Annotated in this window: 18 protein-coding genes; 6 read left to right on the forward strand and 12 right to left on the reverse strand. The window is 64.7% G+C overall.

The window, feature by feature from the left end; genetic code table 11:
• Nucleotide 1: 1 nt before the first annotated feature.
• The 7 genes from EDF56_RS05390 to EDF56_RS05420 all read right to left on the reverse strand — a co-directional run bounded on the left by EDF56_RS05390 (nt 2) and on the right by EDF56_RS05420 (nt 6,543).
• Complete coding sequence (locus EDF56_RS05390) at nt 2-844, reverse strand: arylamine N-acetyltransferase (RefSeq protein WP_207904617.1); 843 nt, start codon at nt 842-844, stop codon at nt 2-4.
• Between the two features lie 561 nt (nt 845-1,405).
• Complete coding sequence (locus EDF56_RS05395; protein ID WP_132385638.1) at nt 1,406-2,272, reverse strand: alpha/beta hydrolase; 867 nt, start codon at nt 2,270-2,272, stop codon at nt 1,406-1,408.
• A 347-nt stretch (nt 2,273-2,619) separates the two neighbouring features.
• Nucleotides 2,620-4,254: an alpha-D-glucose phosphate-specific phosphoglucomutase gene (locus EDF56_RS05400; RefSeq protein ID WP_132385639.1), complete on the reverse strand. Its 1,635-nt coding sequence runs from the start codon at nt 4,252-4,254 to the stop codon at nt 2,620-2,622.
• Between the two features lie 222 nt (nt 4,255-4,476).
• Complete coding sequence (locus EDF56_RS05405; protein WP_132385640.1) at nt 4,477-5,016, reverse strand: JAB domain-containing protein; 540 nt, start codon at nt 5,014-5,016, stop codon at nt 4,477-4,479.
• Nucleotides 5,013-5,522, reverse strand: a complete 510-nt coding sequence (locus EDF56_RS05410) for a hypothetical protein (RefSeq protein WP_132385641.1) — start codon at nt 5,520-5,522, stop codon at nt 5,013-5,015. The genes EDF56_RS05405 and EDF56_RS05410 overlap by 4 nt, the downstream gene beginning before the upstream one ends.
• Before the next feature lie 61 nt (nt 5,523-5,583).
• Complete coding sequence (locus EDF56_RS05415; RefSeq protein ID WP_243652397.1) at nt 5,584-5,916, reverse strand: hypothetical protein; 333 nt, start codon at nt 5,914-5,916, stop codon at nt 5,584-5,586.
• 72 nt (nt 5,917-5,988) lie between these two features.
• Nucleotides 5,989-6,543, reverse strand: a complete 555-nt coding sequence (locus tag EDF56_RS05420; RefSeq protein WP_132385814.1) for a helix-turn-helix transcriptional regulator — start codon at nt 6,541-6,543, stop codon at nt 5,989-5,991.
• A 347-nt stretch (nt 6,544-6,890) separates the two neighbouring features.
• Here EDF56_RS05420 and EDF56_RS05425 point away from each other — a divergent pair, with 347 nt between their 5' ends.
• A complete protein-coding gene (locus EDF56_RS05425; RefSeq protein ID WP_132385643.1) occupies nt 6,891-9,755 on the forward strand; it encodes a TonB-dependent receptor in 2,865 nt (954 codons plus the stop codon).
• A 277-nt stretch (nt 9,756-10,032) separates the two neighbouring features.
• Here the strand turns inward: EDF56_RS05425 and lepA are convergent, their stop codons facing one another.
• Both lepA and EDF56_RS05435 read right to left on the reverse strand, forming a co-directional pair.
• Nucleotides 10,033-11,835 carry a translation elongation factor 4 gene (gene lepA, locus EDF56_RS05430; protein WP_132385644.1) on the reverse strand — a complete coding sequence of 601 codons (1,803 nt, stop codon included), beginning with the start codon at nt 11,833-11,835 and terminating at the stop codon, nt 10,033-10,035.
• Nucleotides 11,836-11,866: 31 nt separating this feature from the next.
• Entirely contained in the window at nt 11,867-14,650 is a 2,784-nt protein-coding gene (locus EDF56_RS05435; RefSeq protein ID WP_132385645.1) for an EAL domain-containing protein, read from the reverse strand.
• 252 nt (nt 14,651-14,902) lie between these two features.
• On the opposite strand from EDF56_RS05435, the gene EDF56_RS05440 reads away from it, so the two are divergent.
• From EDF56_RS05440 to EDF56_RS05455, 4 genes are all read left to right on the forward strand, one after another.
• The gene (locus tag EDF56_RS05440; RefSeq protein WP_132385646.1) at nt 14,903-16,240 is read left to right on the forward strand and encodes an FAD-dependent oxidoreductase; all 1,338 of its coding nucleotides are present in this window, start codon (nt 14,903-14,905) and stop codon (nt 16,238-16,240) included.
• Nucleotides 16,241-16,359: 119 nt separating this feature from the next.
• The gene (locus EDF56_RS05445) at nt 16,360-16,908 is read left to right on the forward strand and encodes a TlpA disulfide reductase family protein (protein WP_132385647.1); all 549 of its coding nucleotides are present in this window, start codon (nt 16,360-16,362) and stop codon (nt 16,906-16,908) included.
• Nucleotides 16,909-17,047: 139 nt separating this feature from the next.
• Entirely contained in the window at nt 17,048-19,108 is a 2,061-nt protein-coding gene (locus EDF56_RS05450) for an EAL domain-containing protein (protein ID WP_132385815.1), read from the forward strand.
• 223 nt (nt 19,109-19,331) lie between these two features.
• Nucleotides 19,332-20,057 carry a hypothetical protein gene (locus EDF56_RS05455; protein ID WP_132385648.1) on the forward strand — a complete coding sequence of 242 codons (726 nt, stop codon included), beginning with the start codon at nt 19,332-19,334 and terminating at the stop codon, nt 20,055-20,057.
• Between the two features lie 97 nt (nt 20,058-20,154).
• Here the strand turns inward: EDF56_RS05455 and dnaN are convergent, their stop codons facing one another.
• Entirely contained in the window at nt 20,155-21,273 is a 1,119-nt protein-coding gene (gene dnaN / locus EDF56_RS05460; RefSeq protein ID WP_132385649.1) for a DNA polymerase III subunit beta, read from the reverse strand.
• Between the two features lie 289 nt (nt 21,274-21,562).
• On the opposite strand from dnaN, the gene EDF56_RS05465 reads away from it, so the two are divergent.
• Nucleotides 21,563-21,928 carry a hypothetical protein gene (locus EDF56_RS05465; RefSeq protein WP_132385650.1) on the forward strand — a complete coding sequence of 122 codons (366 nt, stop codon included), beginning with the start codon at nt 21,563-21,565 and terminating at the stop codon, nt 21,926-21,928.
• Here EDF56_RS05465 and EDF56_RS05470 read toward each other — a convergent pair.
• Nucleotides 21,925-22,392 carry a GNAT family N-acetyltransferase gene (locus EDF56_RS05470; protein WP_207904618.1) on the reverse strand — a complete coding sequence of 156 codons (468 nt, stop codon included), beginning with the start codon at nt 22,390-22,392 and terminating at the stop codon, nt 21,925-21,927. The two genes, EDF56_RS05465 and EDF56_RS05470, sit on opposite strands and share 4 nt — an antisense overlap.
• Nucleotide 22,393: 1 nt before the next feature.
• Nucleotides 22,394-23,158, reverse strand: a complete 765-nt coding sequence (gene fabG / locus EDF56_RS05475) for a 3-oxoacyl-[acyl-carrier-protein] reductase (protein ID WP_132385651.1) — start codon at nt 23,156-23,158, stop codon at nt 22,394-22,396.
• Nucleotides 23,159-23,183 lie beyond the last annotated feature (25 nt).

The raw sequence follows: 23,183 nt of genomic DNA on the forward strand, positions 1-23,183 counted from the left end.
TTCAGGCAAACAGCGGCAGGCGTGCCGCTTCCTCGTCTGACAGGTCAATGCCCATGACTTCGCGCAGAGTGCGGGCGTAATCGGCCGCATCGGCAATGTCGCGCGTCTCGCTGGCGCCGTTCCGGTAGAGCGAAAGCTGGCGGTCCGTCATTGCCGCGAAGCCGTCTTCCAGCACCACACTGGCCACGCAAAGCGTGGTGAAGCGCGTGTTCGGGCGGGTCGAGGTCCAGTGGTTGCCCATCTCGAGATCGTCCTGCGCAACCTCGCTGAGGTCGAAGATGTATTGCGGCTGCCAGTCACCGTGCGGCGCGCTGCGTCCGTCGGTGGCGCTGGCCGGCCCCGCGCGTTCAAGCCGCCATTCGCCGCCAAGCGATCCGCGCTCGCCGCTGCGCAGCAGGCGATGCCAGGCACCGTCCGGCGTCTGCGCCTGCGCGCCGTCCTCCAGCGGCATCGGCGGCACGAAGCTGCCTCCGAAACCGGCATCGGCAATCCACGCCGCGCCCTGCATGTTCACCAGTAGCAACGTATGCGTGCGGGGCGGCGCGGCATGTTCAGCCAGCCCCAGCAACACGCGCGCCAGCAGCGGCCGGTTGACGAGACCGATGGCTGACAGAACGTCTGAAAACAGCCGGTTCTGCTCGAAACAATAGCCTCCTCGCCCACGCATGACGAGCTTGTCGAAAACGCTGGCGCTGTCGATGCGGATGCCCTCGCCCAGCGGGATGGCCAGGTTCTCGAAGCCGATGGCGAGGCGATGCGCCAGTTGCAGCGCTGCGAGGCCTTCGGGATCGGCGGCAGGTGCGGCGTCGAGGCCGATACGAGCGAGGTAGCGATCGAGGTTCATCATCGCTCTAGAGCACCTCGTTCCATTGCCGGGCAAGCCTGTTGATAAGTTTGTCGATATAGCAGGCATATCCTGTCGGGAAGCTGTCGGTAGATGGTGCACAAGCCGGGATAACTTTGCGCAGGTTTGTGGATATATCGGACATAATCGGTGGACTGGTTGTGGGTGTGTTGTGGGCGGCCGGTGGGTAAGTGCTCCGGAATGCGGATCGTTACTTCTCAAGAAAAGCGAGGTCCCCGCCTTCGCGGGGACGACGGGAATTGGGGTTGTAGCGCCAGGGTCCGTTGGGCTCGCCGGTATTGCGGCCCCCTTGCCCGTCATTCCGGCAAAGACCGAGAGCGGCGTCGGCAAACGCGCCATTCACTTAACGTGCTTTCGTTCAAGCGCCGTGGCGGTTGAAAGCGACCCCAGCTTTCTCTGAGACGACGGAGAATGAACAGCGAGCAAGTGCCCAACCACCATTCAACTAACCCCCGTCATCCCCGCGAAGGCGGGGATCCCGCTTCTTCTGTGCAAGGTGCAACCAGCGCCCCGAATACACTCCGGCGAAGACGACGTCCGTTACTGACTCGCAAGCTCAAGCAAGAACGGCACCAGCTTCGGCCAAGAACGGAACAGCGTGTGCCCGTTTCCGCCCGAATGCGTCTCGACCGAACGCTCGTTCCACTCGTCGTTGCCCCATGGCGGATCGATGAACCGCGAATGCGGGATCATGCGGTGCACCCATTCCGACGTGGCCCGCGTGTGCGAAAGATCGCTGGTGCCTGAGCGGAACACCAGCACCGGCATCGTCAGCCGCGCAAAGTCGCGCTGGGTCATGCCGGGGACCGGGCTCACCGGCGAAGGCACGTAGGCCGCCGCCCATTTCTGCATCACCGCGATGAACTTGTCCGGATCCTGCGACAGGATGAAATCGCGCGCCTGCGGGCTTTTGGCGAAGTTTTCCGCCCAGCTCGTTGCCGAAAGGACAGCCTCCATGCCGCCCCGGCTGGCCAGCGTCCCCGCCTCGCCGCAATAATAAGTGGCGAGCTGCATGAGCCCGATGGGATCGCCCGAGATCCACCAGAGCGCAAGGTGCGAGCAGATTTCGGGATCGCGCGCCGCCGCGAGCATCGAGACGCGGCTGCCGCCCGATCCGCCCGCAATCACCGTCGGGCCAAGGTCCAGCTTGCGGATCAGGCCAGCCAGCGCCTCTGCCTGCATCTCGGATTCGCTCTCGCCCAGCAGGCAGGCATCGGATGCGCCGCAGTTCGGGCGGTCGTAGATCAGGACCCGGCGGCCCGCCGCGACAAGGCCCTCGGCCATCTCGCGCAGGCCCGGTACCTCCATGGTGAAGCGCCCGCCCGGCGTCAGCGCAACTGCCGGGTCGCCCTCCTTGCCGAGCAATTCGTAGGCAATGCCGATTCCACCCACGTCGATCCGAGGCATCCGCGTTCTCCCCAATGCGCCCTTCGCGGGCGTCGCGAACGGGATGCTCTGCCGCCCCACCGACGCGCGCAAGACAGCCGCCGCGAAACCGCCACGGCGTTGCGCTGCGCGGGGCCGCGTGGACAGCCTTGTGGATAAGGTCGGCAGAAACCGGGCAAAGCCTGTGCATTCATCGGGATAAATGCGGTCGCAAGTGCACCGGATTTGCCATCAGCTGGCGCCCGAAAGCAGCCGCAATGTGTTGATTCTTCGGGATCTCACGGACCGCGCCGACACGCCGGAATGTCGCCATTCCAGCGTGTCGAAATTACATGGCGTTCGGGACTGAAAGCCCGGAACGCACCTGCTCAGGTAATGACGTCAGGCGCCGTGCGTCCGGTGTGGCGCGCGATCCCGGCGATGGCGTCGGCAGCGGCGATCTGATGCTCCAGCATCGCGGCGGTCTCGGCGTCGAGATGGCCGAGCGGCTGCTCGTAGCGTTCAAGGTAGACGCGCAACGTCGCCCCTTGAGTGCCCGTGCCCGAAAGGCGGAAGACCACGCGGCTGCCATCCTCGAAAAGCACGCGGATGCCCTGGTTTTCGCTGACCGAGTGATCGACCGGATCGGTATAGGCAAAGCTGTCGGCATGCGCGACGGTCAGCGGACCGAACGTCTTGCCCGGCAGCGCAGGCAGCGCGGCCTTGAGTTCGGCCATCAGAGCATCGGCGTTTGTCTTGTCGATGGCTTCGTAATCGTGCCGCGCGTAGTAATTGCGGCCAAAGCGCGCCCAGTGAGACTTCGCCAGTTCGTCCACGCTGATCCCGCGCACGGCGAGGATGTTGAGCCAGAGCAGCACGGCCCAGAGCCCGTCCTTCTCGCGCACGTGGTCGGAGCCCGTGCCCGCGCTTTCCTCGCCGCAGATCGTCGCCTTGCCGGCATCGAGCAGGTTGCCGAAGAACTTCCATCCGGTGGGCGTTTCGTAACACGGAATGCCGAAAGCCGTGGCCACGCGGTCGGCTGCGCCGCTGGTCGGCATCGAGCGGGCAATGCCGGTCAGGCGGCCGCGATAGGCGGGCGCGATCTCGATATTGGCGGCCAGCATGGCCAGCGAATCGGACGGCGTGACGAAGCGCCCGCGGCCGATGATGAGATTGCGATCGCCATCGCCGTCCGATGCCGCGCCGAGATCGGGCGCGTCGGGCCCCATCATCAGATCGTAGAGGTCTCGCGCGTGGATCAGGTTGGGATCGGGATGATGCCCGCCGAAGTCCTCCAGCGGCGTACCGTGCACCACCGTCCCCTGTTCAAAGCCGAGGCGTTTTTCGAGGATCTCGTGCGCATAGGGCCCGGTCACGGCCCCCATCGCGTCGAAGCGCATGGTGAAGCCGGAAGAGACCATCGCGCGGATCGCGTCGAAATCGAACAGCGTCTCCATCAGTTCCGCATAGTCGGCGACCGGGTCCAGAATGGCGACCGTGGTATCGGCCACGCGGACTTCGCCCAGCTTGTCGAGATCGATGTCGTCCGCCTTGACGGTCAGCCAGCGGTCGATCGTCTCGGTCCGCGCGTGGATCGCACCGGTCACGCTCTCCGGCGCGGGGCCGCCATTGGCGATGTTGTACTTGATGCCGAAATCCTCGTCCGGGCCGCCGGGATTGTGACTGGCCGAAAGGATTAGGCCGCCGCTGGCGCCGTACTTGCGGATCACGTGGCTGGCCGCGGGGGTCGAGAGAATGCCGCCGCGCCCGACCAGCACGCGCGCATAGCCATTGGCGGCGGCCATGCGGATCGCCTGCTGGATCACCTCGCGGTTGTGGAAGCGTCCGTCGCCGCCGATCACCAGCACTGCGCCCGGTGCGGGCCTCACCACATCGAACACCGACTGGATGAAGTTTTCCGCGTAATTGGGCTGTTGGAACACCCGCACTTTCTTGCGCAGGCCCGAGGTCCCGGGCGCCTGACCTTCATACGGAGTGGTGGGTACGGTCACGGTCCGGATCAAGGGCGTGTCTCCAATGCAGTGGGGGGGGGGAAGTGTGCGGCAGGAATGTGAAAGCCGTAGGAATGCCGGAAGCGGAGCCAAGCGATTTCGAAAGCTGGGCAATTCCGCCGGATAGAGAGTGTCTGGAAGTAACGGAAGACAGTCTGGTTCCATCGCCCACAATGTCAAATACCCGAACGGGGCATTTCGGCGGAATGATGGGTCCCGCGCGATAAACGCCTTTCAGATCAATCCTCTCTCGCGAAAACTCACGGTCCGGTTCCAGCCTATCACGACGTGATCGTCGAGTTCGAGGTCGAGCGCGCCCACAATCTCGCCGAAATGACGGGTTGCCCGGATGTCCGCCGCGCTGGGCTCGGGATTGCCCGAGGGGTGGTTGTGCGCGATCACCAGCCGCCGGGCGTCAAGGTCGAAGGCACGGCGTACCGTGCGGCGCAGCGGCAGCCTCGCCGTGTTGCAATGGGCCCCCGCATAGAAATCCTCGGCGATGAACAGACCCTCCGCCGTCAGGAACAGGACCAGCACGCATTCCTCGTGACGCGGGCCGAGCCTGCGGACGAGGTATTGGCGCAGTCGTGGATTTCCCGGCTCGGTAGGTTCGCCGTAGAGCGCTTCGCGGGCAGCCAGCATATTGATGTCACGCGCCACGATGATCGCTGCCACCAGCATATCCTCGTTGCAGTTGCCCCCCCTGATTGCGTCAGCGAGAGCCGTGGGCGACGCGCAGGTAATCCCGCGCAGCGACCCGAACGACTGGATCATGCGGCGGGCGATGTCCTCGGCCTGCCCTTTTGCAAAGGGCTGGAGGATGTGCGCCAGCAGCGATAGCTGCCCGCTGTCTTCTGCCGCCGCATGTGCGACGCAAGACCAATCCCCATCGCGATCGTCTGTGCGTAGGAGGGCATGATGCTCATCGCCAGATAGCCCGTCCCCGCCAAATCGTGGGCCAGCAGCGGATAGAAATGACTTGAGAGCGCCACCATCTGCGCGCCCCCTATCCACAGCGGGTAGCTCCGGTTGGCGCTGAGAGCGACAGTAACGAAGACTGCAAGGCCGATAACGTCGATCGCGAAATGACCAAGGTTCACTCCCATGACCATCACGGCATGCTGTCCGGTGATCAGGTGATAGATCCGGTCGAACACAAGCATGCCGAGAAGGGTTGTCGTCAGGATGCGTTCCGGCGCTGCACCACGGCGCAGCGCCAGAACGAACAATACCAGGAGCACGGCGTGAAGCACGTAGGCCCGCGCATCCCAGATCAGCATGGCAGCCCCCCGCCGCCATGCGAACCCGATCGCGCGGGCCTTGCGATCCCGCCGGACCTGATCAGGCGACCTGAAGCAGCGGCGCTTCTTCGACCAGAGTGCCCGATGCGGGGCAGGCTTCGGGCTCGTCGATGATTGCCTTGACCTCGCGGCCGGCGTCGAGAAGCGCACGGTGAACGCGGATCATGTCGTTCTGGCATTCGATCAGCGAGCGCTGCGACTTGGCAAGGCGCAGGATCGCGGTCTGGCCCGTGAAATTCGCCACGCCGTCCGCCTGGCGTGCCAGCAGCATCGATTCCATCAGGCGGGCAGAGGCAAGGAGCGCCGAATCGAGCGAAAGCTCGGCTTCGGGGAGCTGGCGGCTGATGCGGGCAGTGGCTGCGGAAATCGTCATCGACATAAGGACCCTCCATCGACGCCTTCGACCCGAACGAGACGCCTGACATTGTGAGCGATCGAGGCTGGCTCACGAGAGCCGGCTCAGCGCCGTGGCAAGATCCAGTCCAAACACCGCAACAAGCAGCAGGCCGCCGGCGATGAGGACCATGGCTGCCATGCGGTTGAGACCTGCATCGGGACCATCGAGCACCTCGGGAACAAGCCGGTCGACCGGTTCGGCGTGCCAGGGCGCCTCCACTCTGAAGGTCACTCCATCGGCAAGCCTGAGGCGGTCGCCCTGCTCGTCCTGCCCCCATTCTTCGGCGGCAACGTCGATTGGCGAAACCTGAGGATTCTTGTCTGGTAGAGGATTACAGGCTGCATCCGGCAGCTTCTGGTACTGGCGATAGACGCGCGCCAGCTCCGCGCGCGGCGGCGAGCCGGTGCGATTGCGAACGCCTTCGATGCGCTGATTCACCGCGCTTTCGGAAATCCCGAGTTCCCATGCGATTTCCTTGCTCGTGCGATTCTCCGCCACGAGGCTCAACACCTCATGCTGTTTCTCGGTCAACAGCGGCAAGACTTCCAAAATCCGCCGAAACTGCGCCGATTCCGGTTCGTGCGCCCAACAATCGATTTCCATCGAACCCGTACTTCCCCGTTCCAACGGGGCATCCCCCACCCCGCCGGTCCTTTCTTGCTACATATATGTCGGTAACCAATTGGTGTTCAACCCGGCGCACTGGCAAATGCCATCGAGCGAGCGGCTTTTCCGGCAGCTTAAATGGGACCTTTTCCAGACCAATCGCCGAAACGGCGCGCTCGGCCGCCAGAATTTCCTGCGCGGGCCTTAACTACGTTCGCAAACCCAATGCTTTAGCCGTGCCCGTGCACCGAATTCGTCAGTCTGTAACAACTGCGACGGGACCATTACAATTTCTTACCATTCGAGGATTTGCCGGGAGGCACTCTCCATCTAGCCCGGAAAACATGAGGACCTCCGCTATCGCCCGCACACGCGCCCTGCCCGCACACCACAGTGCGCTTTACCTTGCGCTGGCCTCCACGGCGCTGGCCGTGCCGGTGGAGACTCGCGCGCAGCAGGCTGCGACGGCCGCGCCCGCTGCGGCACCGAAGTCCTCCGCTGCCAAGAGCAATTCCGCCGCCAGCTCGAACGAGACTGTCAGCAATGACGAGATCATCGTCACCGGACAGGCGGTTCCCGGCGCGGTGATCGGCGACATTCCGCCGGAGAACCAGATCGGCCCGGGCGAAATCGCATCCTACGGCGTCGATTCGATCAGCGACCTGCTGAACGAGATCGCCGACCAGACCGCCAGCATTTCCGGCCGCGATTCGTCGAGCGGGCCGGTCGTGCTGGTCAACGGCAAGCGTGTCTCGGGCGTCAACGAAGTTGGCGACCTGCCGGTGGAATCGGTGCTCCGGGTGGACATCCTGCCCGAGGAAGTGGCCATCAAGTATGGCTACGACGCGCAGCAGAAGGTGGTGAACATCATCCTGAAGCGCCGCTTCCAGTCGCGCGTGGCCGATCTGGGCGGCGGCCTTTCGACCAAGGGCGGCGGCGGTCAGGGCTCGGGCGCGTTCACCTATACGCGCATCCACGACAACGACCGCGTGAACCTGACCGGCAAGATCAACACGCAGGCCGCGATTCTGGAAAGCGACCGCGATATCCAGCCCGATCCCAACAGCGGCATAACCCCGGCGGCCGGGCTTTCCGACGACCGGGCCTATCGCACGCTTCAGGCCTCGACGCGCAACTATGCGCTTGGCGCTAGCCTTGCGCACGATCTGGGCGGTTCCGCAAACCTCTCGTTCAACGTCAAGGGCACGTACAAGACCAGCCGCTCGCTGGGCGGGCTGGCCGACGGCGAACTGACGGTTCCCGCCGACAATCCCTTCTCGGACGGCACCGCAACCACGCTCAACCGCTATCTTTCGACCGATCCTTTGAACCGGTCGACCAATACCGGCGATGTCACGGCCGGATCGACTTTCAACGTCGACCTGTCCACCCGCTGGAAGCTCTCGGTCATCGCCAGCTACGAGCACACCGAGACGGATACCCGCACCGAGACGGGGTACGACACCGCCGCGCTGCAAGCCGCGCTCGATGCCGGGGATCCCACGGTCGATCCCTATGGCACGCTGTCACCCGGCCTGCTGGGGAATATGCTGACCAATCGCGCCAAGTCCAACAGCGACACCGGCAGTGCCAGCGCGCTGATCTTCGGCAAGCTGCTCAAGCTGCCAGCCGGCGACATGGGCGTGAGCCTGAAACTGGGCGGCGACTTCACCTCGCAATCCTCGACCACCATTCGCGAAGGCTCGACGATAGACGGCGACGCCAGCCGCACCAACGGCAGCGCCAAGCTCAGCGTCGATATTCCGCTGACCAGCCGCACCAAGGGCTTCCTCGGCGCGATCGGCACGCTCAGCCTCAATCTCAACGGCGGCATCACGCAAGTTTCGGACTACGGCACGCTCGGCACGTTCGGCTACGGGCTCAACTGGACGCCCGTGAAGAACGTGACGGTGATCGCCGCAGTCAACGAGGACCGCAGCGCGCCGACCGTGGCGCAGCTCAGCAACCCGGTGATCACCACCACCAACCAGCGCGTCTTCGACTATGTGACGGGCGAGTCGGTGCTGGTGACGACGATCACCGGCGGCAACCCGAACCTCAAGGCGGATGACCGCCACAGCTTCAAGCTGGGCATCAACACCCAGTTGACCAGCGAGCCCAAGCTCAACTTCAGCGCCAGCTATGTCGACAGCCGCAATCGCAACGCCATCATGAGCCTTGGCGGCGTGACCGAGCAAGTCGAGGACGCGTTCCCGGATCGCTTCATCCGCGACGATTCCGGCACGCTCACAAGCGTCGATTCCCGTCCTGTGAACGTTTATCGCCAGCGCACCGAGCAAGTGCGCTGGGGTTTCAACTTCTCGGCCCAACTCCGCAAGCCCAAGCGCCCCGAGCGGCGCCCCGGGGAGGGCCCATGGGGCGGCCGTCGGTTCGGTGAGCAGGGCGAGCGGCCTGCCGGTGGTCAAAGACCCGGGCAGACGCCGGGCCAGCAGGCCGGAGTGCCCCAGCCCGGTCAGCCCGGCGCCGACAACGAGATCACCGTCAACGGCCAGCGCGAGGGCGAAGGCCCCGGCGGCGGCTTCGGCCCTCCAGGTGGACCGCCGCCAGACGGTTTCGGCCCTCCCCGCGACGGTCCGCCGCCAGACGGCTTCGGACCGCCTCCCGGTGAAGGCGGTCCCGGTGGCCCGGGCGGCCCCGGCGGCGGCAGACCCGGCGGCTTCGGCGGCCCGGGTGGGCGCGGCGGACGCGGGTTCTCGGGCGGGAGCGACAACGGCATGCGCCTGCTCGCCTCGGTCTACCACACCTGGGTCCTGCGGCAGGACGTGCAGCTTACCGAGGACAGCGAGACGATCGACCTCCTTCACGGCGGCACGATCACCGGCAACGCGACGCCGCAGCACAAGGTCACCGCCAGCCTTGGCGTAATCGACAACGGCCTTGGCTTCCGGCTGGAGGGCAACTGGCAGAGCGCGACCCATGTCGAGGGCGACGGGCTCTCCTCGTCCACCGGCAACCTGCACTTCTCGTCGCTGTCCACGCTCGATCTCAGGCTTTTCGGGAACCTGCAAAACCGTTTCCGGGGCAAGGCCTGGGCGCGCGGCACCCGTGTCAGCCTCTCGATCGAGAACCTGTTCGACCAGCGCCAGCGCGTGACCGATGCCACCGGCGCCACGCCTTATGCCTATCAGAAGGACTATCTCGACCCGATGGGCCGGACTGTCCTGCTTTCGGTGCGGCGGATTTTCTGACGGTGTGATGGGCGGTGGGCTCTCGCCCGCCACCCATTTTCCGAACCCGACTTTAGTCATTGCGAGCGCAGCGAAGCAATCCAGGGGCGGTTTACGCCGCTCTGGATTGCTTCGTCGGCTTCGCCTCCTCGCAATGACGAAAGGCGGGGTGCGAGAATAAGGCGGGGCAAGAGGGATCCCGCTTCCTTCTTCCAACGCCACGGCAAAGAAAAAGGGCGGGAGAGCCTCGCTCCCCCGCCCTTTTCTCAATCCACTCGAAGCGAGCCTGAAGCAGGCCTCACTCCTCGCCCATGCGCAGCGCGGCGATGAAGGCTTCCTGCGGAATCTGCACGTTGCCGTACTCGCGCATACGCTTCTTGCCTTCCTTCTGCTTTTCCAGAAGCTTCTTCTTGCGCGTGATGTCGCCGCCATAGCACTTGGCGGTCACGTCCTTGCGCATGGCCGAAATCGTCTCGCGCGCGATCACCTTGGCGCCGATCGCCGCCTGGATCGGGATCTTGAACATGTGGCGTGGGATCAAATCTTTCAGACGCTCCACCAGCGCACGACCGCGCGGTTCGGCCTGGCTGCGGTGCACAACCATCGAAAGCGCATCGACCGGCTCGTTGTTCACAAGGATGTTCATCATCACGAGGTCACCCTCCTGAAGCCCGATCTGCTCATAGTCGAAGCTGGCATAGCCGCGGCTGATCGACTTCAGGCGGTCGTAGAAGTCGAACACCACTTCGTTGAGCGGCAGTTCGTAGGTCACCTGTGCGCGGCCACCGACGTAAGTCAGGTCCTTCTGGATACCGCGACGGTCCTGACAGAGCTTCAGGATCGAGCCGAGATATTCGTCCGGCGTGTAGATCACCGCCTTGATCCACGGCTCTTCCATGAAGTCGATCTTCACCGGATCGGGCATGTCGGAAGGATTGTGCAGTTCCTTCACGGTGCCGTCGGTCATCGTCAGCCGATAGACCACCGAAGGCGCCGTGGTAATGAGGTCAAGGTCGTATTCGCGGCTCAGTCGCTCCTGGATGATTTCCAGATGCAGCAGGCCGAGGAAGCCGCAGCGGAAGCCGAAGCCCAGCGCCGCGCTCGATTCCATCTCGAAGCTGAAGGAGGCATCGTTGAGGCGCAGCTTGCCGATCGATTCGCGCAGCTTCTCGAAGTCGTTGGCGTCGACCGGGAACAGGCCGCAGAACACCACCGGCTGCACTTCCTTGTAGCCCGGCAGAGCCTGCGTAGCGCCGCCCTTCACCGTGGTGATGGTGTCGCCGACCTTGGCCTGTTCCACTTCCTTGATCTGCGCGGTGATGAAGCCGATTTCGCCCGGGCCCAGTTCGGGCAGATCGATGCGCTTGGGCGTGAAGCAGCCGACGCGGTCGATCAGGTGCTCGGTGCCGCCCTGCATGAACTTGACCTGCAGGCCCTTCTTGATGACGCCGTCGATCACGCGCACCAGAATGACGACGCCGAGGTACGGATCGTACCACGAATCGACCAGCATGGCCTTGAGCGGTTGATTGCGCTCACCCTTCGGCGGCGGGATCTTGGCGACCACGGCTTCAAGGATCTCGGCAATGCCGATTCCCGACTTGGCGGAGGCGAGCACTGCTTCCGAGGCGTCGATGCCGATGATGTCTTCGATCTCAGTGCGAACCTTCTCGGGCTCGGCAGCGGGGAGATCGATCTTGTTGATGACGGGCACGATCTCGTGATCGTGCTCGATCGACTGATAGACGTTGGCCAGGGTCTGCGCTTCCACGCCCTGCGCCGCGTCCACCACCAGCAGCGCGCCTTCGCAGGCGGCAAGGCTGCGGCTGACTTCGTAGGCGAAGTCGACGTGGCCCGGGGTGTCCATCAGGTTGAACTCGTACGTGAGCCCGTCCTTGGCGGTGTAGTTCAGGCGCACGGTCTGCGCCTTGATGGTGATGCCGCGTTCCTTCTCGATGTCCATGTTGTCGAGCACCTGGGCGCTCATCTCACGTTCGGAGAGGCCACCGGTCGACTGGATCAGACGGTCGGCAAGCGTGGACTTGCCGTGGTCGATATGGGCAATGATCGAGAAATTTCGGATCTGGGCGAGTTCGGTCATGGAGCGCCGTTAGCAGCGCTTTTGGCCGCTGTCAGCCTGCCTTGCGCATTGGCCCCGAATCGCTTGCCTCGCGAAGGGTGCGCGGAGCGGTGAAAAGCACCGCTCCGTGGGCATCCAGCTCCAGCGGCGCCGCGAATTCGACGCCCATGTGATCTTCGCGGCACCAGCGCGCATGGGCCAGAACCACGTGATCGTCGGACAGATGCAGCGCGAAGCAAGTCTCGACCGGCACGTTCCACAGCCCTTCCACCAGCGCGCCGGTCTGCGACACATTGCGGATTGTGGCATGGTAGATATGGCCGCCGTGCTCCAGCATGACCTTGCGCAGCATGGTCTGGCGCGGCGCACGCGCCGAGCGCGGGCCCTGCGCGGTGGCGCCAAGGCCCAGCGCCAGCCGCGCCGCCACGCCGACGCCGTCCAGCGGCCGCTCGTAGATATAGCCCTGCACGTGGCTGCACCCGAGCAGGCGGACGAGGTCCAGCTCGTCCAGCGTTTCCACGCCCTCGGCCGTGGTCTCCATATTCAGCGCCTCGGCAAGGCTGACGATCGAGGAAATGATCGCGCCATTGCGGCTGCCTTCAATGGCGGCGCCGCGCACGAAGCTCTGGTCGAGCTTGATCTTGTCGAACGGCGCTTTCTTCAGATAGCCGAGCGAGGAATAGCCGGTGCCGAAATCGTCGAGCGCCAGACGCACGCCGATTGCCTTGAGCGCAGCGAACATCGCCTCGGTCGATTCGTCCTCCCCCAGGAAGACGCTCTCGGTGATCTCCAGTTCGAGCCGCGAGGGCGCGATTCCGGCGTCCGCGATGGCGCGGGTGACGATCGAGGGCAATGCCGGGTTGGAGAATTGCAGTGGCGAGACATTCACCGCCACGCGCACTTCGTCCGGCCACGCCGCAAGATGGCGGCAGGCAGTGCGCAGCGCCCATTCGCCGATCTCGGCAACCAGCCCGGTCTCTTCCGCCACCGGCACGAAGCGGGCGGGCGAAAGATAGCCGTGGCGCGGATGATTCCAGCGCAGCAGTGCCTCGAAACCGGTGATCCGCTCGGTCGTGGTGCGGATCTGCGGCTGGTAATGGAGTTCCAGCGTGCCCAGCGCGATGGCGTCGCGCAGGTCCTGTTCCAGTTGCTGGCGTTCCTTGACGTCAGAATGGAGATCGTCGTCGTAGAAGTAATGCCGCCCGCGCCCACCGCCCTTGGCCGCATAGAGCGCGAGGTCGGCATTGCGGATGATCTCCTCCGCCGTCACGCCGTTGTCGGGGCAGAGCGAGATGCCCACCGAGGCGCCGATGGTCACTTGCGCGCCGTCGATCGGATAGGCCTGCGACAGGTTCTCGATGATCCGCCGCGCCAGATGGGCAAGGCCCTCATGCTGGTGATGGCCGGGAAGCAGGACCTGGAACTCGTCACCACCAAGGCGCCCGACACGGCCCATGGCGCCGACGGTGCCGGTCAGCCGCTCGGCCACTTGCTTGAGCAGCGCGTCACCGGCCGGATGGCCCATGGTGTCGTTGACTTGTTTGAAGCGGTCGAGATCGAGCAGGAACACCGCGCAGGCGCGGCTTTCGAGGCGCGGCGAGGTGAGGATCTTCTCCAGCCATTCCGCCATCTGATAGCGGTTGGCGAGCGCGGTCAGCGAATCGAAACGCGCCAACTGCGTCACATGCTGCTGCGACTTGCGGGTCTCGGTCAGGTCGGTGCCCGAACCACGAAAACCCAGGAAATTGTGGAACTGGTCGAGCACCGGACGGCCCGAGATCGACCACCAGCGCTCATCCGCCTCGCCCGTCGCGGCGCGTACGGTCAGATCCTGGAACGAGGAGCGCGTGGCGAAGTGGAAGGCCAGCGTGCGCTCGCTCTCCTGCTGCCCGCCGGTCTCGACATGGAACAGGCTGGCGAACGTGCGCCCGGCCGCCTCTTCCTGCGTGCAGCCGAGAAGCTGGGCAATGCGCGGCGAGACGTACGTGACCAGCCCGCGCCGGTCGCTCTCCCAGAACCAGCCCTGCCCGGTGTCTTCATATTCGCCGAGCAGTTCCTCGGCGCGGTGCTGGCGCAGGGCCTGTTCGGCGCCGCGGGCCGATTCCGCCGCAGCCGTCCGCATCTGGCGTCTGGCGACGACGAGGCCCACGGCACTCCCCGCGACGATGAGGCCGAACGCATGAAACGAAGTCGACGGCAACGAAGCCCCACACCACAGGGCCACGGTCGCGGTCACGATGGACGTCTGCCGCCCTTCGAGCAGCACGGTCGCCAGCAGCACGGTCAGCACGAAGACCGAGATCGTCACGCTTCCGCCAAGCTCGGGAGAGGACAGGGTCCAGTCCGTCGCGGCGGTGCCGAAGAGTGCCATCGGCAATGCGATCGCCAGCAGCATCAGCGGGTAACGCTTCCAGCTATCGTGCGCGCAGCGTTCCTCGATACGGGCGAGCCACGGCGCGGCAAGGCAGCCAAGCGCCGCGAACAGCGTCAGCAACGAGGGCCCGGGCCCCGGCGCAGCCCGTGCCACCAGCCCCATAATGACCAGCGCGCAGATCATGCACGGCGCCATCAGTTCCCAGCGGCGGGCAATGAAATAGAACAGCGGGTCGCTGCTTCCCCCCTTGGGCCGCAGCAGCGCGAAATTCCCGGCGGCACTGCGCGGGGCAGTCGCTTCCAATACCGGCTCGTCGACGGCGAGAATGTCCGGAGCACTATCGTGTGAAACAGTCAGCTCCGATTCGCCGGCCGCATCGACGCGCAGCGGCGCAGAGGCGCGCGAATCCGGCACGCCCTCGCCAGCGGTCGGCCATCGCCGTCTGGAACCTGTTTTCGCCATGCCCTCGCTATTGCAGGCGGGGCCATTTCAAAAGGGTTAAGCCCGCGCCAATCGGTGACCGCAAAAATCCGAATTTGCTGCGCCTCACAGGGGATAACACTTATCCCCTGACGGGCCCGCGACGGGCACCCGCCCACTTGGGACAGAGCGCAGCCAAGTGGCCGTTTTCGCTTGCTCCGTTCCCTGCCCCATGCTTGCTTGCAAAGTGACGGGGCGCACGCCCGGTGCGCCCTCTCACGGGAGAGCAAGTCCATGCGGCATATCGCGATCGTGGGTTCGGGGCCGGCCGGCTACTACACCGCCGAAGCAGCGCTCAGGCAATGGGGCGACGGTGTGCGCGTCGATATCTTCGATGCCCTTCCGGTACCCTTCGGATTGATCCGCAGCGGCGTGGCCCCCGATCATCAGTCGATCAAGGGCGTCTCCCGCCGTTACGAAACGACCGCGCTTTCCGAAAATGTCCGCTTCGTCGGCAATGTCTATATCGGCCGTGACGTGACCGTGGCCGAACTGCGCGACCTTTACGATGCCGTCGTGCTCGCCACCGGCGCGCCCAACGACCGCAAGCTGGGCCTTCCCGGAGAGGATCTGGCCAATGTCTTCGGCTCGGCCGCCTTCGTCGGCTGGTACAACGGCCATCCGCAATTCTCCGGGCTCGCCCCGCAGCTTTCGAACGACACGGCGGTGGTGATCGGCAACGGCAATGTCGCGCTCGACGTGGCGCGCATCCTTGCCAAGTCGAAGGAGGAGTTCGCGGGCTCCGACATCGTCCGGCACGCACTCGATACCTTGCTGGGGTCGCAAGTCCGCCGCATCGTCATCCTCGGGCGGCGCGGGCCGCACCAGATCGCGATGACGCCCAAGGAACTGGGCGAGCTGACCCACCTCACCCGCGCCTGGCCGCATGTCGATCCCGCCGACTTGCCGCCCGCCGCCGAAGACGCCGCGCTCGAACCCGGCCAGCGCAAGGCGGTGAGCCATTTGCGCGCCTTCGCGGCGGTCGAATCGGAGGCCGAAACGGGCCCCGAGCCTGAAGGCGGCCGCGTCGTCATCGATTTCGACTTCTTCGCCGCCCCGCGCGCCATCCTGGGCGAAACCCGTGTCGAGGCGGTCGAGGTGGAGCGCACCCGGCTGGAAAACGGCAAGGCAGTCGGCACCGGAGAGACCTATCGCATTCCCGCCGGACTGGTGATCGCCTGCATCGGCTACCAGACCTCGCCGATTCCGGACGTGCCCTATGACGACAAGCTCGGCCGTTTCGCCAATGAGGACGGCCGGATCGCGCCGGGGCTCTATTGCGTCGGCTGGGCCCGGCGCGGCCCCACCGGCACGATCGGCACCAACCGGCCCGACGGCTTCGCCATCGTCGAGAAGATTTCCGACGACCTTGGCGGCTTCCGCGCCGATGGCGCCGGCAAGCCCGGCCGTCCCGGCTTCGACGCGCTCGCGGCCGAACGCGGGATCGACTACGTCAAATTCACCGACTGGCAGAAGATCGACGAGGCCGAGATCGCCAATGCCCGCGACGGCGCCCCGCGCGAGAAGTTCGTCGCGGTGGAACATATGATAGAGGCCGCCGGCAAGCACTGACGCGTTCTGCCGGTGGCTGCCGATCCAGCGGCCACCGGCAACAAATGCGTAATTTTCACTGGACCGTCCCGCCGCCGCAGCTATCCCCTGCCACTCTTGCGAACAGGGGGTTACGCACGATGACGATGAAGCATGTCCGCACCGCAATCGCGGCGACATTGATCCTGGCCATGTCTGTGGGGACAGTCGAGGCCAAGCCCGCGCCGGTGATCGGCCAGATGGCGCCGGACTTCGAAATCACCCTGATGGACGGCAGCAAGGTCACGCTCGCACAGCTTCGCGGGCAAGTCGTCGTGCTCAATTTCTGGGCGACGTGGTGCGTGCCCTGCCGCAAGGAACTGCCCACGCTCGATCACTACTACAAGATCCAGCACCAGCACGGCCTCAGCGTCTTCGCGATCACCACGGAAGACTCCGCGCCGCTCTATCTGCTGAAGGACCTGTTCAAGGCCATGGCGATCCCGGCCGCGCGCAAGATCAAGGGCCCGTATGGACCGCTCACCGGCGTTCCCACCAATTTCGTCATCGATAGGAACGGAAGGCTGCGTTACGCCAAGGCTGGCGCCTTCGATCTTGACGATCTGAACGCGGTTTTGGTGCCGCTGCTCCAAGAAAAGGCTGTCGTTACCGAAGCGAGAGCCGAAACCGCTGCAAAAGCCCGCCTGTAAAGCGCTTTAACATTGCATTTTGATGACAGCATTTGAAATTAAATAGTTGTTATTATTATGATTTCTTAGAACTTGTCGTCTACTTAGCCATCCGAAATCAACCGGGGCGATATCGAAACCCCGAAACTTCGGGTGCATGATGTCATCTTGGAAACCGGCGATCGGCCGGCTGCTTTCGTCGCTGGAAACGCGTCTTGTCGGCGCGCTTGCACTTATCGTCGTGGCGACCGTGCTGTTGCAGGTCGTCACCCAACGCGAAGCCTTCGGGCTGCGCCATGAGGGCGAGGCGCTTGTTCACGCATCGGCCATTGCCGAGAACGCGGACCAGTTCGCCGAAGCCGTGGGCAAGCTGCGCATGGCGACCAATCGCGGCCTTGTCGCCAGCGACGATACCGCCGACGAACTGACCGACGCAGCCATCGCCATCGGCGACCGGCTCGGCAAACTGCGCAACAGCGGCATGGCGCTCTATGACCTGCCGGAAGCCTCCGATCCTTTCGCAGATCTGGACAAGCACATCGCCGCCATTCTCGAAATCCAGTCCCGCCACAACGCCGGCCAAGGCCTGATCGACCGGATCGAGGCGCGCAACAATGCCATGGCCGGCCTTGCCGCCCGCATCGTCGAGCGCGCCCATGCCGAGCGCGAGGCCGCGCAGCGGCGGCTGGTCGCGTCGATCGGGCGCTGGCAGATGCTGGTGCTCGGCACCGGGCTGGTGACGATCCTGATCGTCTCGCTGGTGCTGTTCGACATCCTCCGGAACATCCTGCCCGCCGTGCGCCGCATGCACGGTTCGCTGCAACGCCTTGCCAATGGTGACCTCGATATCGAGATCGGCTCCTTCCGCCTCAAGGAACTGAAGGACCTGTCCGGCCCGCTCGAAACCTTCCGGCGCAATGCCAAGGCGGTCAAGAATCTGGCCTTCAGCGACCCGGCCACCGGCCTGCCCAACCGCCGCGCCTTCCAGGAAGACGTGACCTGGCTGTTCAGCGCCGCGCCGGACCGCCGCTTCGCCTGCATGCTGATCGACATCGACCGTTTCAAGCACATCAACGACGATTACGGCCACGCCGCCGGAGACGATCTGGTGCGGCTGATCGGCGCCCGGCTCAAGGCCAATCTCGGCGACGGCAGCATCGTCGCCCGCGTCGGCGGGGACGAGTTCGCCGTCTGCATCGAAATGGCAGAGGGCGAATCCGCCACAGTGCTGGCCTCGCGCCTCACCGATTCGGTGCGCACGCCCTTCAGCCTCGGCGAATATTCGGTGGCGATCACCGCTTCGATCGGCGTCGCCGAAGTGGAAGCCTCGGACGAGGCCGACATCGACGAGATCCTGCGCAATGCCGACATGGCGCTCTACGCCTCGAAGAAGAACGGCCGCAATTCCGCCACCGGCTTCGCGCCGCAAATGGCCGAGGAGCGCGCCGTCGACCGGGCCCTTGAAAAGGACCTCGAAACCGCCTTCGAAAGAGGCGAGTTGCGCATGGTCTACCAGCCGATTCACCCGGTTTCCGACACCGTGCAGGAAGTAGAGGCGCTGGTCCGCTGGAAGCATCCGGATCTGGGCGAAGTGCCGCCTTCCACATTCATCCCCGCCGCCGAGCGCAGCGGCCAGATGGTGCGGCTGGGCGAATGGATCATCCGCCGCGCGCTGGCCGATTTCGCGCGCTGGCCCGACATGACGATGAGCATCAACCTCTCGCCGCTGCAACTCCAGCATGACGGGTTCAGCGCCTTCCTGCTCGACGCCTGCGGCCGCCACGGCATCGCCCCGCAGCGCCTGTTCCTGGAAGTGACGGAATCGCTCTCCATCGAACGCAACACCCGCGCGCTGCTCACGCTCAATCTGCTGCGTAACCTCGGCTTCCGCATCGCGCTCGACGATTTCGGCACGGGCTATTCCTCGCTCTCGATGGTCAAGAGCTTCAAGTTCGACCGCATGAAGCTCGACCGCAGCCTGGTGATGGACCTTGGACAGGACCCGGCCTCGGTCGCGGTGCTGGAAGCGGCGGTGACGATGGCCCGGCATGTCGGCGCCGAAGTGGTGGCCGAAGGCATCAGCGAGGCCCACCTCATCGACGCCACCAAGGGCGCGGGCTGCACGCATCTGCAAGGCTACTTCTACAGCCAGCCGATCGAAGCGGACGAAGTGCCGCACTATTTCGCGGTAGAGCCCGATATGCGCAGCGAAGTAGCCTGAGCAAGACCATGGTCAATGGCCGGGGCGCCAACCCGCCCCGGCCCATTCCCGGTTTACGGGATCGATCGCGTTCGGTTACCTTCGTCGCAAGTACGGCCCCCTCAGAGAGGAAGCAGTCATGCTTGGTATTGCGATAGTCCTGCTTGCTCAATTGGCTACGCCGCCTGCCTCGCCTTCACCTCCCCCGCCGCTGCCACCTCCGCTGCATTCGGGCTCCCTCGCCATGACTTGTCCGGTGGGCGGCGAAAAGTTCACCGCCGCCACGGTTCCGGTCTATTCGATCATGGGTCGCCGCCCGGACGGACAGCCTTATTCGGAGGTGCCTTTCCCGCATCCGATACCCGAATGCCCTGGCAACGGCCTTGTCGTCTTTGCAGACTTCACGGCCGCCGAGACGCAGGACCTTGCCCGGTGGATCGCGACGCCGGTCTATCAGGCGATGCGCACCACCGAATCTCCTTTCTATCGCGCCTATTGGCTCGCCAGAAAGATAGGGCGGCCCGACGCCGATGCGCTGGAACTGCTGCTGCCGGCGATCTGGAGCGCCAAAGGGCAGGACCGCAACGATTCCCATCGCCCCTTTACCACGCGCTACCAGCAGGTTCTGGTCAACGCGGTGAACCAACTGCCTGCAAGCGTGCCTGCCGACGACCGGATCTGGCTACAGGCGCAGGCCGCGAATGCCCTGCGCGAAATGGGTGAATATGCGAAAGCCGAAAGAATGCGCGGGCTCGCTGCCTCTTCGCCAACGACGCGCCCTGCGCTCACCACTTACCTCCAGGACTTGCAGAAAGTCATCGCCCGGCATGACCGCTCGGATGAGCCGCTCGACATGATACCCGATGTGCAGGCCGCGATCCTCTGCAAGAACAGCCCGCCGAAAGACGCCTTCGGCCGGGCCTACTGCGCCCAACCCTCAATCGCGGGAATATTCAAGCAAAGCACGTAAAGCCCCTTTCCGCAGCCTCACCCCGCATTTCCGATCCGCAACGAAAAAGGCCGGAGCTTTCGCCCCGGCCCTCTTTTCCTTTGCGTGCCGATCGAAATCAGACGCGCATCGGCATCAGCACGTAGAGCGCGGGGCTCTTTTCATCCTGACGGATCAGCGTCGGCGCGCCGGCGTCGGCAAGGTGTAGTTCCACCGTGTCGCCATCGATCTGGCCGAGGATGTCCTTGAGATAATTGGCATTGAAGCCGATTTCGAAACCATCCGACGAATAGTCTGCCGGCACTTCTTCCGCCGCCGTGCCGTTGTCCGGCGAGGTGACCGAAAGCGTCACGCGGTCCTGCTCCAGCGCCATCTTCACAGCGCGGGTCTTTTCGGTGGCGATGGTCGCCACGCGGTCCACGCCTTCGAAGAAGCTCTTGGGATCGATGCGGAGCAGCTTGTCATTCCCGGTCGGGATGACGCGCGTGTAGTCCGGGAACGTGCCGTCGATCAGCTTGCTGGTCAGCACAACGCCATGCTCGCCGCCCAAGGTGAAGCGCACCTTGCTGGCCGAAAGATCGACCAGCACATTGGTATCGAGCGCTTCTTCGAGAAGCTTGCGCAGCTCGCCCACGCACTTGCGGGGCACGATCACGTCAGGCATGCCCTCGGCGCCGTCGGGACGGGCCAGAGTGAAGCGGGCGAGGCGGTGACCGTCGGTGGCGGCGGCCTTCAGTTCCTCGTCAGAGACGTGGAGGAAGATGCCGTTGAGATAGTAGCGCGTTTCCTCGGTCGAAATCGCGAAGCGCGTGCGGTCGATCAGCTGCGCCAGCGTTGCCGCCGGAATTTCGAAGCTGGTCGGCAGCTCGCCCTCGGCGATCATCGGGAAATCGTCGCGCGGCAGCGTCGGCAGCTGGAAGCGGCTGCGCCCGGCCTTCACCACCATGCGGTTATCGGCCGCATCGAGGCTGACCTGGCTACCGTCCGGCAGCTTGCGAGCGATGTCGAACAGGAGGTGCGCGGAAACCGTGATCGCGCCGGCCTGCTCTACCGAGACCGCGCCAAGGGTTTCCACCACCTGCAAGTCGAGGTCGGTCGCCATGATGCGCAACGACCCACTGCCCGAAGCCTCGATCAGTACGTTCGAGAGAATGGGAATGGTATTGCGCCGCTCGACGACGGACTGCACGTGACTGAGGCAGCGCAGGAGCGTGGAACGTTCGATGGTGGCCTTCATGTCAGCCTCAGGTCCCCCTTGGTCGGGCTTGGGACGCCCCCGCGAAGGCGGGAGATCCCGAATTTCAGGACGAATATCTCTAGCGTACGTAAGGCTTGCGGCAAGCGAGTAATGCCCCCCGAAAGGCGAAACTGGGGATAAATCGGGGGTTTCTCGTGACTTTTCGCCCCGGCGCCGCAGCCCGCCGCATTCCGGCGCCCCGATGACGCTCGCCGCTTGCCCCCAAGACGCGTTCGGAGCATGTTCACAAGTACCCCCAGCCACGCCGAAATCGTGGGAGACGAACCACTTGTCTGACCATCTGCGCATCGAACGCAAGGATGAGAGCGGCGAAATTCGCCCGATCACCCTGCCTGAATGGAAAGAAGCCGTGATCGGCATCGAGGGCGTGCGGCTTGCCGATGGTGACGCCAACGCGCTCAATCCGGTTACCCGCGAGTGGGTCGTCATGCCGAACCGTGGCGGCGATGTGGAAGTCTGGCGCGATGGCTATGGCGGCTGGCTGCGCGCGCTCTGGTGGTCGCCCAACGGCACCGTGAGCTTTGCAGCGCCCGATCCCGAACCGGACGGCCACTCGATCCTGGCCGTCGCGCGCGATCTCGCCGGAAAGCTGGGCGCGGATATCGTGAGCGCGGACCGCACCGTTCACGATTAGGATTCGAGCATTTTCCCGAGACAGATCGACTGCGGCCGATCCGCATAGCGGCCATACGGTGCGATCTCGACATAGCCGTGACGCTCGTAGAACGAGACCGCACGGGCGTTGACGCGCCGGGTGGAGAGCCATGCAGCGCCATAGCCATCGGCGCGCGCGGCAGCTTCGAGATGGGACAGAATCGCCGCGCCGCTACCGTGTTCGGCATACATCCGCTTGATCTCGGCGACATCGCCTTCGAGTGGCCGATAGGCGCCGCATCCGATCGCGGCGCCATGCTCATCCCGCGCCACCACGAAGAGCGCGCGGGACACGAGCACATCGGCCGGATCGAAGGAGGACGTACCGCCATCGCCGGTGATGGCGTTCAGCACCCGCGAGAGGCGCTCCATCACCGAAACGGCATGGGGATCGCGCGGATCGCAGGGCTCAACCCTGACCATCCGCGCCAATCCCAAGGTCATGTCAGACCATCACCATGCCGCCGTTGACGTGGATCGTCTGGCCGGTGACGTAGCCCGCTTCCTTCGAGGCGAGGAACACGGCGGCAGAGGCGATGTCCTCGCCCTCACCCATGCGGCCCATCGGGATGCGGCCGTTGAGCGCGTTCTTCTGCGCGTCGGGCAGCACGTCGGTCATCGCGGTGCGGATGAAGCCCGGGGCGATGCAGTTCACGGTGACGTTGCGGCTAGCGAGTTCCTGCGCGAGGCTCTTCGACATGGCGGTGATGCCGCCCTTCGCTGCGCAGTAGTTCATCTGGCCGGGATTGCCGGTGGTGCCGACAACCGAGGTGACGTTGATGATGCGGCCGAAGCGGGCCTTCATCATCGGCTTGGTCACGGCGCGCATCAGGCGGAAGGTCGATTCGAGGTTGATCTTGATGACCTGATCCCACTCCTCGTCCTTCATGCGCATGGCAAGGTTGTCGCGGGTGATGCCGGCGTTGTTGATCAGGATGTCGATCTTGCCCAGCGATTCGAGCGCGGCGGGAACCAGCTTCTCGACCTGCTCGGCATCGCCGAGGTTGCAGGCGATGGCAACGTGGTCGACGTCCTGCAGGTGCTGCGGGGTGTGCTCGTCCAGCTCGTCGCGGAAGGCGCGCAGCTTGTCGGCATTCGAGCCCGAGATGGCAAGGCGCGCACCCTGCGCGGCCAGCGCGCGAGCAACGGCAGAACCGATGCCGCCCGAGGCGCCAGTGACGAGGGCGGTCATTCCGTTGAGGTTGAACATCTTTTCAAAATCTCCGTGAATCGTC

The sequence above is a fragment of the Novosphingobium sp. PhB165 genome (genome assembly GCF_004341845.1).
In the GTDB taxonomy this organism is placed as follows: Bacteria; Pseudomonadota; Alphaproteobacteria; order Sphingomonadales; family Sphingomonadaceae; genus Novosphingobium.